The sequence below is a fragment of the Leeuwenhoekiella polynyae genome, from assembly GCF_004104075.1.
In the GTDB taxonomy this organism is placed as follows: Bacteria; Bacteroidota; Bacteroidia; order Flavobacteriales; family Flavobacteriaceae; genus Leeuwenhoekiella; species Leeuwenhoekiella polynyae.
On sequence record NZ_QOVK01000005.1, the window covers coordinates 165,935 to 179,527 of the forward strand.

A 13,593-nucleotide genomic window follows, 5' to 3' on the forward strand; every position below is an offset into this window, starting at 1 on the left:
ATATTTTTATAGGGTTTTTTCTAATCTAAATTCCGTAATTTTGCACACTTATTAGAAAACGCATATCATGAGCACAAAGTTCCCTGAATATAAAGGACTTGACCTGCCTAAAGTGGCTGAAGAAATTTTAGCCTATTGGAAGGAAAACGACATCTTTGAAAAAAGTATTTCAACCCGTGAAGGCAATGATCCCTATATCTTTTTTGAAGGTCCGCCATCTGCAAACGGAATGCCTGGTATTCACCATGTTATGGCGCGTGCGATTAAAGATATTTTTTGTCGTTTTCAAACCCAAAAAGGAAAGCAGGTAAAACGTAAGGCCGGTTGGGATACCCACGGACTTCCGGTAGAACTGGGTGTGGAGAAAGAACTGGGTATTACCAAAGAAGATATCGGAACAAAAATCAGTGTTTCAGAATATAATGAAGCTTGTAAGAATGCGGTAATGCGTTACACTGATGTGTGGAACAATCTTACTGAGCAAATGGGCTACTGGGTGGATATGGAAGATCCGTATATCACCTACAAGTCTAAATACATGGAAACAGTATGGTGGCTGCTTAAAAATATTTATGATAAAGGTCTTATTTACAAAGGCTACACCATACAACCTTATTCGCCAAAAGCAGGAACCGGATTAAGTTCGCATGAGTTGAACCAGCCGGGGACCTATCAAGATGTTACCGATACTACGGTAACAGCGCAGTTTAAGGTCGTTGAAGATGATACGTATAAAGCATCTCCGCTTGCGGCTTTTGAAGGAACAAAATACTTAATGGCCTGGACGACCACTCCATGGACACTGCCTTCTAACACTGCGTTGACAGTTGGTAAAAAGATTGATTATGTGTTGGGTAAAACCTTCAATCAATACACATTTGAGCCTATTCAGGTGGTTTGTGCGAAAGCTTTGGTGGGTAAACAGTTTACTAAAAAGTTTTTTGCTGCGGAAAGTGACGAAGATTTCACAAACTTTAGCGAAGCAGATAAGAAGATACCCTATCAAATCTTAACCGAATTTAAAGGTAGTGAACTCTTAGAATTGCGTTATGAGCCGGTGATAGATTATGTGCAGCCGCATGAAAATCCGCAGGATGCATTTCGCGTGATTTCCGGGGATTTTGTGACTACAGAAGACGGTACCGGTATTGTACATACTTCACCTACTTTTGGTGCAGATGATGCTATGGTTGCTAAGCAAGCAGAACCTCCTGTACCACCTATGCTTGTCAAAGATGAGAACGGGAACTTGGTGCCGCTTGTAGATTTACAAGGACGTTTCCGTCCCGAGTTGAAAGAGTTTGGAGGTAAATACGTTAAAAACGAATATTATGACGACGGTAAAGCTCCTGAGAAGAGTGTAGATGTTGAGATCGCCATTAAACTAAAAGAAGAAAATAAAGCCTTTAAGGTAGAAAAGTATGTGCACAGTTATCCTAACTGCTGGCGTACCGATAAGCCTATATTATATTATCCATTAGATTCCTGGTTCATTAAAGTTACTGATGTGCGAGATCGTATGCACGAGTTGAATTTAGGCATCAACTGGAAACCAAAAGCGACCGGAGAAGGTCGTTTTGGTAATTGGCTAGCCAATGCCAACGACTGGAATTTATCTCGCTCGCGTTATTGGGGAATTCCATTGCCAATCTGGAGAACAGATGATGGTAAAGAGGAAATCATCATTGGTTCGGTTGCCGAACTAAAAGAAAAAATCACCGAAGCGGTAAAAGCCGGGGTGATGGATGCCGATCCGTTTGCAGATTTTGTGCCGGGCGATATGAGTGAAGCCAATTATGGTTTAATCGACCTGCATAAAAATGTAGTAGATGAGATCAAGTTGATTTCACCAAGCGGAAAACCAATGCGTCGCGAAGCAGATTTAATTGATGTGTGGTTTGATAGCGGAAGTATGCCGTATGCACAATGGCACTATCCTTTTGAGAATAAAGAGAAGGTTGAAGATACCTGGCGCAAGGCAGATTTTATTGCAGAAGGTGTTGATCAAACTCGTGGATGGTTTTACACCTTACACGCGATTGCTACAATGACTTTTGACGATGTGGCGTATAAAAATGTAGTTTCTAACGGATTGGTTTTAGATAAAAACGGACAAAAAATGTCTAAGCGTTTAGGTAATGCTGCAGATCCTTTTAAAACGTTAAGTACTTACGGTCCTGATGCAACGCGCTGGTATATGATAAGCAACGCGAATCCTTGGGACAATTTGAAATTTGATCTTGACGGAATTACCGAAATACAGCGCAAGTTCTTTGGTACACTATACAACACCTATTCGTTCTTCTCGTTGTATGCCAATCTGGATAATTTTAAGTATGCAGAAGCAGATATCGATTGGAAAGACAGGCCTGAGATTGATCGCTGGATTCTTTCAGAATTACACACGTTGATTGCTCAGGTAGATAAATTTTATGCAGAGTACGAGCCTACTAAAGCGACCCGTGCGATTTCAGATTTTGTACAGGAGAATTTGAGTAACTGGTTTGTGCGTTTAAGCCGGCGCCGTTACTGGAAAGGTGAGTATGCACATGATAAGATTTCAGCATATCAAACACTTTATCAGTGCCTAGTGACTGTTGCAAAATTAGGAGCTCCGGTAGCACCATTTTTTATGGATCGCTTGTATAAAGATCTTAATGGTCTAACGCAGCAAGAAGATTCAGAAAGTGTGCATCTGGCAGATTTTCCGGTGAGTAATGCAGCATTTATAGATACGACTTTAGAGCATAAAATGCAGAAAGCACAGACGATATCCTCATTAACGCTTTCACTTCGCGCTAAAGAAAAGATAAAAGTGCGTCAACCTTTGCAGCGCATTATGATACCAGTTCTTGATGAAGCGCAACGTGCGGAAATTGAAGCCGTGCAAGATTTAATAAAATCTGAAGTTAATGTTAAGCAAATAGAGCTAATTGATGATGCTTCGGGCATCTTAGTTAAGAATATTAAGCCTAATTTTAAAGTGTTGGGACCACGCTTTGGTAGAGATATGAAAGTGGTTGCAAATGCTATTAACGCGATGACTGCCGCAGATATCATAACTATTGAAAATCAGGGGCAAATCAATGTGGACATTAATGGAAAAAGTGTTACTTTGGCGCCCGAAGATGTAGAAATAACTTCCCAAGATATTGAGGGATGGTTAGTTGCAAGTAGTGGTTCGTTGACAGTAGCTCTAGACGTTACTTTAGATGATGAATTGCGAAATGAAGGAATTGCCAGAGAACTGGTAAATCGTATTCAAAACTTAAGAAAAGATTCTGGTTTTGAAGTGACCGATAAAATAGAAGTACAATTACAACGTAACGGTAAGGTCGAGCAAGCCGTTAACGAGAATTTAGAGTATATTAAAACGGAGACGCTCACCGCAAAACTCGAAGTTGCAGAGCAAGTTACTAACGGTATAGCCATTGCATTTGACGATGTAGAAACAAAGCTGGCTATAAAAAAACAGTAAATAGAATATGGCGGCAGACATCAAAGAACGGTATAGCGACGCAGAATTAGAAGAATTTCGTGTGCTTATTCAGCAGAAAATAGATAAGGCTCAGAAAGATTTAGATCTTATTAAAAGTGCTTATATGAATGACGGTAACAACGGTACCGATGACACCTCACCTACATTTAAAGCTTTTGAAGAGGGTAGTGAGACAATGAGCAAGGAGGCTAACTCTGCGCTTGCAATCCGTCAGGAAAAGTTTATACGTGATCTTAAGAACGCTTTAAACCGTATACAAAACAAAACTTATGGTATTTGTAGAGTTACAGGTAAGCTTATTAACAAAGAACGTTTAAAATTAGTACCTCACGCTACATTGAGTATTGAGGCTAAAAATATGCAGAAGTAAGACACCTTAATTGTAGTTTTCCAAACGCTTCAGGATTTTCTGGAGCGTTTTTTGTTTCAAGAATTTTATGTTTAAACCTCATTTTCTTCTTTGTTTAGGTTTTTTATTTGCTGTACTCAATTCGGGTTACAGTCAGAAGCAAATTTTATACACCCAGCCTGCAACTGATCTAGAAGGAGTTTTTGTAAATTCTGATGAGGTTTTTCAAATTCATGTTACAAGTACGAATACAAATGCTATTGAGTTGAAAGCTGAAATAGAAGGTGAAACTTTTGAAACCGTTTTACTGGATGTACACGTAGAAAACAGATTGTGGGTTATAAGTACCAAACGTGCTCCTGGTTATCAAAAAATTGATGATAAACTAGCCGCACATAAAGTGTTGTCAGTCGTTCTAAAAATTAAAATGCCACAGAACAAAGAACTCTGGGTAGATTCTTCTTTGACTTCGGTTGAGCTAACCGGTCTTTTTAAGTTTATAAATCTGAATCTTTCTAGTGGTGATTGTAAGTTGAATGCTTTTCGGGGTAGCGGAATCATAAATACGTTGCGGGGTGGTATCGAGGTGGAAACCGAAGATAATCAGATAGAAGCAATCACCAGACACGGAAAGCTTCAAGTAGAGAATAATGCTTATGGAAGTCAACATTTAAATCTCAAAAGTGTAGATGGGGATATAAGAGTAACCCAGTCTGAATAAATTAATTATTTTTACGCGATAGTCGAACAGAATTGCTTTAGGCTTGTCTTAGAGTTAAACTGTTTTTCCGATAAATACTTTGAGGGCTTTACCTCAATTAATAAAAAGCACATGTCATTAAAAAAGGCCGTAGGCATTATAGTTCTTATTTTACTTATTGATCAGATCAGTAAAATTTATATTAAAACACATTTTGTCTTACAGGATCAGGTAGTCGTTTTTGACTGGTTTAGAATACTATTTGTAGAAAATGAAGGAATGGCCTGGGGGGCAAAAATACCTGGTAATTACGGTAAAATTATTCTTACACTATTTAGAATAGGTATTTTGCCATTAATTGGCTACTGGCTTTATGATAGCGTCAAAAAAAATGCTTCAAAGATTCTTATTGTAGGAATCTCATTAATTTTTGCAGGTGCCTTTGGGAACATTATAGACTCTATTTTCTACGGAGTTATTTTTGATAGTAGTGCAGGGCAATTAGCGACCTTTATGCCAGAAAACGGAGGTTATGCCGGTTTGTTTTACGGAAGAGTTGTAGATATGCTCTATTTTCCTATGTGGGAAGGTTATTTACCAGATTGGTTGCCTATTTGGGGCGGAGATTATTTTACATTCTTCAATGCGGTATTCAATATTGCAGATATGGCGATAAGTACTGGAGTAGGACTTTTATTAGTATTCAATAAAAGAGCTTTTGCAAAAGAAAAGTAATTATAATTACTTATAAGGTGATTATAAACTTTGTGCCATAACCCAGTTTGCTGGTTACATCTATTTTTCCACCTAGAGCCTCTACTTCGTTTTTAACGATAAACAGGCCTACAGACTGACTATTCTCATTATTGTCTGAACTACGAGTCATATGAAAAACGTGATCGGTTTTTCCATCTATATCATAACCTTTACCGTTATCCTCTATTATGAGTGACAGTTTTTTGCTATTTTCCAGACAGTAAGCCTTAATCTCTGGTTTACGATCGGGGCTTTTATTAATGATACCATTCTTGATTAGCGTATAAAGAATATTGTTTAAAAAGTCAGGATTGTATTCAATAGTAGGTATCTCAGAAAAATCAGAATAGAGGTAGGCTTCTTCTTGCTCAATTAAAGGCCTTAGTTTAGTTTTTACCCGTTCAAAAGCATCTTCGAGATGAATAGCTTTTAAAGGTTCTGATGCTTTATTTTGAATCGAAACCACTTCATTAAGTCTTGCTACGGTACCATTTAAACTGGCAGCAATTTGCTTAAAATTATTAAAGAGCTCTCTTTGGTCTTGTGGTAGTTTATTAACATCTACAAGTTCACTGGTAAGTTCTAGATTATTAACATGTGACTTAATATTATGAGAAACATAGTTTGCAAATGTAAAAAGGCGTGAGTTATTTGCTTCAACAGTTTCTATAGCTTTCTCAAGCATGAGTTCACGTTCTTTCTCTTGATCAACGTTTACAATAACTCCTTTTAGACCAATTATTTTGTTGTTTTTATCTAGGTCAGGTTTGCTAATGGCGTGAGCCCAAAAAGGTTGATTGGTATAGGTAACCATCTTTATAACTTCATCAAAAACGGGCTTGCCTGAAGCAAGATCTGTGAAGCTTTTGATTACCATATCATGATAATCCATGTCAAAAAAATGAAGCGCGTGCTTAAGAGAAGGTCTGTAATTTTCCGGAGTTTCAAGAATAGCCTTCATTTGCTTGTCAAAATAACTCTTCTTGTTGATGAAATCTATACGCCATCCACCGGCACCAACCATTGAGGCAACCTGCTCATAATAAAAACTTTCCTCTAAATTTTGATCCTGCGATGCAGGTATTTTTTTCAAAAATGAAAAAAAGCCACTTTGAGGTTTATTCGACATATCTATTTGTGCGTTTGAAATGGGAGGTTTAATATAGCAAAAAAATCGGTGTCGTGTTAAAACGTGTATGTTTTATTAGGTGTAACACAGTGTGTTAACCTAACATCATTACTGTCAGTTGGGAGCTCGTTTTCGGGTTCGAAAAATGAAAGTCCTATTTTTAAACAATCGGGCTTACAAGAAGATAGGAATCTGTCGTAGAACCCTTTACCGTAACCCAGCCTATTGCCTTCTATGTCATAAGCAAGTAGTGGTACAAATACAACATCCAGTTGTGAAGGGTCTATTTCAATACCACCTTGAGGTTCTGGAATGCCCCAACAATTAATTTTAATCAAGGTGTTGTCTGTAAGTAAAAAGTGACGCATTGTTAAATTAGTAAAATCACTTTGCGCTATAACCGTATTCTTATCTTTGCCATTGAGAATATTGAGTATATACTCGGTGTTGATCTCCTTAAGTTTTTCAATAGTCAGAAAAATGTGATAGAATTCTAGATTCCAAATGGGTAGTTTCAAGAGTTGATTGGCAATATCAATACTCTTATTATCGCACATTTCTAAGCTTAAATTTTCACGTAAGCTTTTGTATTTTTTTCTGAAAAACGGCTTATCCATTTGCATTATTAGCTGTTGAAATATGAAAAATAGCATCGCCTTGATAAACCAGTGAAGCTTCGTTTGTATTTATGATATAACCATCATTTGAAGCCTTAACCTTATGTCTGAAAAATCCATAAGGGTCTGTGATTGTTGCTATGATTTCATTTTTTTCTACAAAGTCGCCGCAGGTGGTTTTAAGATGCAACAAGCCGCTGTATTTAGCTCTAATCCACGTACTGCTTTCAATAGTGATAGTTTTATTATTGAATTCTGGCGGAGTGAAATCTTTAGAAAGCATATTAAGGTGTTCTAATATGCGCATCGCACCATGCACCCCTTCTCTGGCGATATCTTTATCGCTGATTTGAGATTTTCCGCCTTCAAAAAGCAGAACAGGAATATTCATCCTTGCGCAGGTAGAACGATATGATTTTGGGATATTTTTTGAATACACAATAAAGGGGGCTCCAAAAATCTTAGCCAATTCCATCAGTTCAGAATCGCTGGGATCTACGCGTATTTGAGCGACATTAAAACGACTCCCGCCACCAGTATGGAAATCGAGACAATAATTAGCAACCGGTAAAATTTTTGTTGAAAACTGATGCGCAAATCTACTTGCTAGCGACCCGTTTCGAGTCCCCGGAAAGACTCTGTTAAGATCCCGCCCGTCTGGAAATGCACGTTCCATATTGAGAAAGCCAAACACATTTATTACTGGAATACAAATGATAGTACCGCGTGCCGGTTTGTTTATTTTTTTTGAAATGACCTGTCGTACAATCTCTACCCCATTAATCTCATCACCGTGAATCCCTGCGGTTAGCAAAACACAAGGTCCTGGTTTTTTAGAGCGATTAATTATGATGGGCACTTCTACCGAAGTAGTTGTGTAGAGTTTTGCCAGATTAAAATTGAGCGTACGCTTTTCACCGGGTTTGATTTTTTCCCCCAGAATATGCAACACATTTTTATCATCAAATCCTGTCATAAATTAAATTCCGCGTTCTATATAACGTATTACGCTTTTTGCAATATCCTTTCCAGTAGCCTTCTCGATACCTTCAAGACCCGGTGAAGAATTTACCTCAAGAATAAGTGGTCCGCGAGCGCTTTGTAACATGTCAACACCTGCAACTCCCAGACCCATTGCTTTTGCAGCTTTTATCGCAGCATTTTCTTCTTCATCAGAAAGTGTAATAACTTCTGCAGTACCGCCGCGGTGAAGATTAGATCTAAACTCGCCTTCTTTTCCCTGGCGTTTCATAGCTCCCACAACCTGACCATCTATAATAAATGCTCTAATGTCTGCACCTTTAGCTTCTTTGATAAATTCTTGCACAATAACACGTGCTTGAAGTCCATTAAAAGCTTCAATAACAGATTCTGCCGCGTTTTTAGTTTCGGCTAAAACCACACCAAGGCCTTGTGTACCTTCTAGTAATTTTATGATTAAAGGAGCACCACCTACGTGATCTATGATTTCTGCCACGTCTCTGCTGTAGTTAGTAAAAACAGTTTTTGGCAAACCTAAACGTGCTCTTGATAAGATTTGCAAACTTCTCAGTTTATCACGGCTGCGTACGAGCGCTTGAGATTCGGTTGTGGTAAAACAGCCCATCATCTCAAACTGGCGCACAACTGCGGTGCCGTAATAAGTTATAGAAGCACCAATTCTAGGAATTATCGCATCGGTTTCAGAAAGGTATCTTCCTTTGTAATAAACCGATGGTTTTTTCTTTTCTATAATTAAATCACACTTAAGCGGATCTATAACTTCTACGTTGTGCTTGCGTTTTTTTGCTGCTTCAACAAGTCTTGCAGTTGAGTATAAGTTTCCGTTTCGGGATAATATTTTTATGTTCATAAGGCTTTCTGAGCGTGAGAGACATCGGTTAATTCGGTGTCTACAATAAATTTTTTAGTAAGGAATTTGCGACCTATTAATACCGGAAATCGCATATCTTCCCGAGAACTTAACGTCAGGGATATTTTAAAGAGTTTATCAAAAAGCCTGATGTTGCTTTGCACTACATACCGGTATTGTATCTCACCATTACTACTTTTTACAGCTGTAATATCATATGATTCAAAACGCATTTCTTTACCGTTATATTCCGGGTGTTTAGGGTCTAAAAATGTACAAAGTAAAATATTGTCTTCTTCGCGAATGTGGTTGCAGTGAATTGAAGAGGTGTAGGCGCCTGTATCAATTTTAATGTCGATATCATTTAAGCCAAGCGCAGGAAAATCTGCCCGGTCTGTGCGTCCTATTACTATCTTCTCCATGTGTTGCAATTTACTAAAAGCATATTTCTTTTTGAGTTGGGGATATTTAAAACTAGGTTAAACAATTTTAAAGGTAGTTGTAAAGTCTTACAATTACGGTGTAAATATAATACCATAACTCGTTAGCAATTTAATCTGATGCCTTGAGTTTATAATTTTTTAAGCGCGTAAGAAGGCGTAAATTTGGTTTGCATGAAAACCCCTGATTTAGAAATACAATTAAAAACCCTGCCTAACAGTCCTGGCGTTTATCAATACTATGATAAAAAGGGAAAGTTGCTTTATGTTGGGAAAGCTAAGAACTTAAAAAAAAGGGTTTCTTCTTACTTCAACAAGAAGCATGATAATGCCCGAACTCACCTGCTGGTAAAAAAGATTGCAAACATTAAACATATTGTGGTAAACAGTGAGACCGATGCGCTCTTACTGGAGAACAATATGATTAAAAATTACCAGCCGCGGTATAATGTGATGCTCAAGGATGATAAGAGTTATCCGTGGATTTGCATTAAAAATGAGCGATTTCCCAGAGTTTTCCCTACACGTAGATTAATTAAAGATGGGAGTGAATATTACGGTCCGTATACCAGCATGAAGACGGTGCATACTTTGCTCGATCTTATAAAGGGACTTTATCCGTTGCGTACCTGTAACTACGATTTATCTAAAGAGAAGATAGAATCGGGTAAGTATAAAGTTTGTTTAGAATATCATCTAGGCAACTGTCTGGGGCCTTGTGAGGATAAAATCTCTGCGGAAACCTACCACGATAATATTGATGCGATACGTGATATCGTAAAAGGGAACTTTAAAGATTCGCTGCACCGTTTTCGATCTCAAATGAAAGCTCATTCTGAAGCTATGGAATTTGAAGATGCCCAGCGTATCAAAGAAAAAATAGACATTTTAGAAGGCTATCAGGCAAAGAGTACAGTTGTTAATCCTTCGATAAATAATGTGGATGTTTTTAGTATCGTTTCTGATGAAGGTTACGGCTATGTCAATTTTTTACAGCTTTCTCACGGAGCGATTATTCGCTCGCACACGCTAGAACTCAAAAAGAAACTTGACGAGTCTGATGAAGAATTACTGGCAATAGGTGTCATAGAAATCAGACAGCGCTTTAACTCGCAATCTTCAGAAATTTATGTTCCGTTTAAGTTAGATCTGGGAGACGGCATACGGGTTACAGTGCCCAAACTTGGAGATAAAAAACGTATTGTAGAGTTGTCTGAACGCAATGCAAAATATTTCAGGATGGAACGTTTTAAGCAAACCAAAATCATAGATCCTGATCGTCATGTAAACCGACTTATGGCTCAGATGAAGTCTGACTTAAGGCTTTCGGTAGAGCCCAGACATATAGAATGTTTTGATAACTCAAACATACAGGGAACAAACCCTGTAGCAGCTTGTGTTGTGTTTAAAGACGGAAAACCCAGTAAGAAAGATTATCGTAAATTTAATATCAAGACTGTAACGGGACCCGATGATTTTGCGTCTATGGAAGAGGTGGTTTTTAGAAGATACAGGCGTTTGCTCAATGAAGATGAACCGTTACCACAGCTTATTATTGTAGATGGAGGAAAAGGTCAACTTTCTTCTGGTGTTAAAGCATTAGAAGCTTTAGGGCTGAGAGGTAAAATAGCCATTATAGGTATAGCAAAAAGATTGGAAGAGTTATTTTATCCGGGAGATTCTATTCCGTTGTATCTTGATAAAAAAAGTGAGACGCTTAAAGTGATACAGCAATTGCGGAATGAGGCGCACCGTTTTGGGATAACCTTCCATAGAAATAAAAGAAGTAGTGCCGCAATTACCACAGAGCTAGAGACGATAAGCGGGATTGGAGAAAAAACCGTGGTTGACCTGTTACGACATTTTAGATCAGTAAGTAAAGTAAAAGCTGCTACAGAGAAAGCTTTGGCAGAAGTTATAGGTCCGGCAAAGGCAAAAATTATTTTTACGCATTATCATCAGGAAGAATGAAAATATATAAAAGTCTACTCGTTTTAGTTTTATTAAACTGGGCAACTTATGCTCAGGACACTACAACGGTAGATTTTAGCAAGTTTCCAAAAGGTGAGAATCTTAAAGTAGGTTTAGTTTTAAGTGGAGGCGGAGCCAAAGGTCTTGCGCATATAGGTGTACTTAAAGAGATCGAAGCTGCCGGGATCAAAATAGATTATATAGGAGGTACGAGTATGGGTGCTATTATTGGCGGCTTGTATGCTGCGGGATATAATGCACATCAATTAGACTCTATTTTTGAAGCGGTAAATTTTGACAAGCTCATACAAGATGATTTACCCCGGAGTGCGCGATCTTTTTATGAGCGTGCAGACGCTGAGAAATATGCTATTAGCTTACCTTTTGATCATTTTAAGATCTCCTTTCCTTCAGCGTTGTCTAAAGGGCAAAACATTTATAATCTCTTTACCGAATTAACTCATCACGTTCAGGAAGTTGATGATTTCTCAAAATTAGACATTCCGTTTTTCTGTGTAGCAACAGATGCTGAAAAAGGTCAGGCTGTCGTTTTAGATAAGGGGTGTCTCCCGGAAGCTATCACGGCTAGTGGAGCTCTTCCTTCCTTGTTTAGTCCGGTGATTTTAGATGATAAAATTTTAATAGACGGGGGTGTTGTCAACAATTATCCTGTTGAGGAATTGCGCAGAAGAGGTGCTAATTTTATAATAGGGGTTGATGTACAAGATGATTTAAGAGGTAAAAATGAGCTAAAAAGCGCACCAGAAATGCTTATTCAGATCAACAATTACCGCACGATTGAAGCCATGAAAGATAAAGTAGCTCAAACCGATATTTATATCAAGCCAAACATTGCAGGGTACAGTGTTGTTGATTTTGATAAAGGAGCAGAAATAATAGAAGGCGGAGAAGAAAAAGCTAAAGAGTATAAGTCTGATTTTAAAAAGCTCGCAGATCTACAACATAAAGAATTTATAAAGCCTCCTTTAGAAATAAGTGATCAAGATACCCTGATGATCAGAAGTGTGAGTATTAATGGCAACAGGTATTATACGCGCTCGTATATTTTAGGAAAGCTCAAGATCAAAACTCCGGTAGAAACGACGTATGGGGCTTTGTTTGATGGAATCAATAATCTGGCGGCTTCGAATAACTTTCAACGGATTAATCATAAATTAGAGCGTTATGATAACGGGCAGTATCACTTAATTATCAACCTGAGTGAAAGCGAAGCGACCACCTATATTAAGGCCGGTATTCACTACGATGATATTTACAAAAGTGCTGCTTTAGTAAACCTTACTAAAAAGCGAGTTTTGTTTAAAAATGATATTGCCTCATTTGATCTCGCCTTGGGGGATAACATTCGTTATAATTTTGATTATTACAGCGATAATGGCTTTTATATTGGTTTTGGTGTGCGCTCACGATATAACAGTTTTGAGCGTAAAGTAGATGCGCGTTTTGTAGAGCAGGTGAGTGATTTACCTTTGGAGAGTTTTAATACCATTACAATAGATTATACAGATCTTACTAATCAAGTGTATTTGCAAACGTTGTTTCAAAAGCAATTCTCTTTAAATCTGGGATTAGAGCACAAATTTCTAAAGATTGATACAGAAAGTGTGCGCTTAATGGATGACCCAGATAGTAAAGTATATTTTGAAAACAGTCATTATTACAGCACTTACGGTAATTTGTTATTAGACACATTTGATAATAAATACTTTCCTACTTCAGGATGGTATTTTAATGGGGATTTTCATCTTTATTTATTTTCATCAGATTACAATGCCAATTTTGAAGAATTTTCTATAGCTCAGGCACATATCAAATACGCAAAGAAACTATTCCCAAAATTTTCTATGGTTCTTGATGCTGAAGGTGGTTTTAAAATAGGTGCAGCGACAAATTCAACGCTTAACTTTATTTTGGGTGGTTGGGGAAATGATTTTATCAATAACCTGATTTCTTTTTATGGTTATGATTTAATAAGCGTTTCTGGTGATGGTATGGTAAAATCTCAAATCAGTTTTGATTATAATTTCTACCGAAAAAATCATCTCAATTTTGGTGCAAATATCGCCAATCTTGAAGACGATCTTTTTACCTCAGGTAACTGGCTTAGTGCCCCAGATTACACTGGATATTATTTGGGGTACGGTTTAGAGACTTTGGTGGGACCTTTACAAACCAAACTTTCTTACTCTCCTGAGATCGACCGTGTATTTTGGAACTTTAGTTTAGGTTTTTGGTTTTAAGAAAATTTTAGCCCTAAAA

General features: G+C 37.7%; 11 protein-coding genes. 6 read left to right on the forward strand and 5 right to left on the reverse strand.

The window, feature by feature from the left end; genetic code table 11:
• Positions 1–67 precede the first annotated feature (67 nt).
• From ileS to DSM02_RS08475, 4 genes are all read left to right on the forward strand, one after another.
• Positions 68–3,478, forward strand: a complete 3,411-nt coding sequence (gene ileS / locus DSM02_RS08460) for an isoleucine--tRNA ligase (RefSeq protein ID WP_128765208.1) — start codon at positions 68–70, stop codon at positions 3,476–3,478.
• Positions 3,479–3,485: 7 nt separating this feature from the next.
• A complete protein-coding gene (locus DSM02_RS08465; RefSeq protein WP_073096093.1) occupies positions 3,486–3,869 on the forward strand; it encodes a TraR/DksA family transcriptional regulator in 384 nt (127 codons plus the stop codon).
• A gap of 67 nt (positions 3,870–3,936) precedes the next feature.
• Positions 3,937–4,569, forward strand: a complete 633-nt coding sequence (locus tag DSM02_RS08470; RefSeq protein ID WP_128765209.1) for a DUF4097 family beta strand repeat-containing protein — start codon at positions 3,937–3,939, stop codon at positions 4,567–4,569.
• Positions 4,570–4,680: 111 nt separating this feature from the next.
• Positions 4,681–5,283, forward strand: coding sequence for a lipoprotein signal peptidase (locus tag DSM02_RS08475; protein WP_128765210.1), 603 nt, complete (start codon positions 4,681–4,683; stop codon positions 5,281–5,283).
• A 10-nt stretch (positions 5,284–5,293) separates the two neighbouring features.
• Here DSM02_RS08475 and DSM02_RS08480 read toward each other — a convergent pair whose 3' ends face one another.
• The 5 genes from DSM02_RS08480 to DSM02_RS08500 are packed head-to-tail and all read right to left on the reverse strand — an operon-like array spanning position 5,294 to position 9,324.
• Entirely contained in the window at positions 5,294–6,433 is a 1,140-nt protein-coding gene (locus DSM02_RS08480; protein WP_128765211.1) for a PAS domain-containing sensor histidine kinase, read from the reverse strand.
• A gap of 56 nt (positions 6,434–6,489) precedes the next feature.
• Positions 6,490–7,050 carry a 5-formyltetrahydrofolate cyclo-ligase gene (locus DSM02_RS08485; RefSeq protein ID WP_128765268.1) on the reverse strand — a complete coding sequence of 187 codons (561 nt, stop codon included), beginning with the start codon at positions 7,048–7,050 and terminating at the stop codon, positions 6,490–6,492.
• Complete coding sequence (locus DSM02_RS08490) at positions 7,043–8,026, reverse strand: succinylglutamate desuccinylase/aspartoacylase family protein (protein ID WP_128765212.1); 984 nt, start codon at positions 8,024–8,026, stop codon at positions 7,043–7,045. Before DSM02_RS08490 ends, DSM02_RS08485 begins: the two co-directional genes overlap by 8 nt.
• A gap of 3 nt (positions 8,027–8,029) precedes the next feature.
• Positions 8,030–8,902, reverse strand: coding sequence for a 30S ribosomal protein S6--L-glutamate ligase (rimK, locus tag DSM02_RS08495; protein WP_128765213.1), 873 nt, complete (start codon positions 8,900–8,902; stop codon positions 8,030–8,032).
• Positions 8,899–9,324 (reverse strand): ATP-dependent zinc protease family protein, encoded by a 426-nt coding sequence (locus DSM02_RS08500; RefSeq protein WP_128759719.1) that lies wholly within the window; start codon positions 9,322–9,324, stop codon positions 8,899–8,901. Before DSM02_RS08500 ends, rimK begins: the two co-directional genes overlap by 4 nt.
• A 192-nt stretch (positions 9,325–9,516) precedes the next feature.
• Here DSM02_RS08500 and uvrC point away from each other — a divergent pair, with 192 nt between their 5' ends.
• Together uvrC and DSM02_RS08510 are read left to right on the forward strand one after the other, a co-directional pair.
• Positions 9,517–11,313 carry an excinuclease ABC subunit UvrC gene (gene uvrC, locus DSM02_RS08505; protein WP_128765214.1) on the forward strand — a complete coding sequence of 599 codons (1,797 nt, stop codon included), beginning with the start codon at positions 9,517–9,519 and terminating at the stop codon, positions 11,311–11,313.
• A complete protein-coding gene (locus tag DSM02_RS08510) occupies positions 11,310–13,574 on the forward strand; it encodes a patatin-like phospholipase family protein (protein WP_128765215.1) in 2,265 nt (754 codons plus the stop codon). The genes uvrC and DSM02_RS08510 overlap by 4 nt, the downstream gene beginning before the upstream one ends.
• Positions 13,575–13,593 lie beyond the last annotated feature (19 nt).

Coding starts and splice junctions, on each gene's coding strand:
- DSM02_RS08485 (WP_128765268.1), bottom strand. CDS start 7,050: ATGGATAAGCCGTTTTTCAGAAAAAAATACAAAAGCTTACGTGAAAAT.
- DSM02_RS08470 (WP_128765209.1), top strand. CDS start 3,937: ATGTTTAAACCTCATTTTCTTCTTTGTTTAGGTTTTTTATTTGCTGTA.
- ileS (WP_128765208.1), top strand. CDS start 68: ATGAGCACAAAGTTCCCTGAATATAAAGGACTTGACCTGCCTAAAGTG.
- DSM02_RS08475 (WP_128765210.1), top strand. CDS start 4,681: ATGTCATTAAAAAAGGCCGTAGGCATTATAGTTCTTATTTTACTTATT.
- DSM02_RS08510 (WP_128765215.1), top strand. CDS start 11,310: ATGAAAATATATAAAAGTCTACTCGTTTTAGTTTTATTAAACTGGGCA.
- DSM02_RS08480 (WP_128765211.1), bottom strand. CDS start 6,433: ATGTCGAATAAACCTCAAAGTGGCTTTTTTTCATTTTTGAAAAAAATA.
- DSM02_RS08490 (WP_128765212.1), bottom strand. CDS start 8,026: ATGACAGGATTTGATGATAAAAATGTGTTGCATATTCTGGGGGAAAAA.
- DSM02_RS08500 (WP_128759719.1), bottom strand. CDS start 9,324: ATGGAGAAGATAGTAATAGGACGCACAGACCGGGCAGATTTTCCTGCG.
- DSM02_RS08465 (WP_073096093.1), top strand. CDS start 3,486: ATGGCGGCAGACATCAAAGAACGGTATAGCGACGCAGAATTAGAAGAA.
- rimK (WP_128765213.1), bottom strand. CDS start 8,902: ATGAACATAAAAATATTATCCCGAAACGGAAACTTATACTCAACTGCA.
- uvrC (WP_128765214.1), top strand. CDS start 9,517: ATGAAAACCCCTGATTTAGAAATACAATTAAAAACCCTGCCTAACAGT.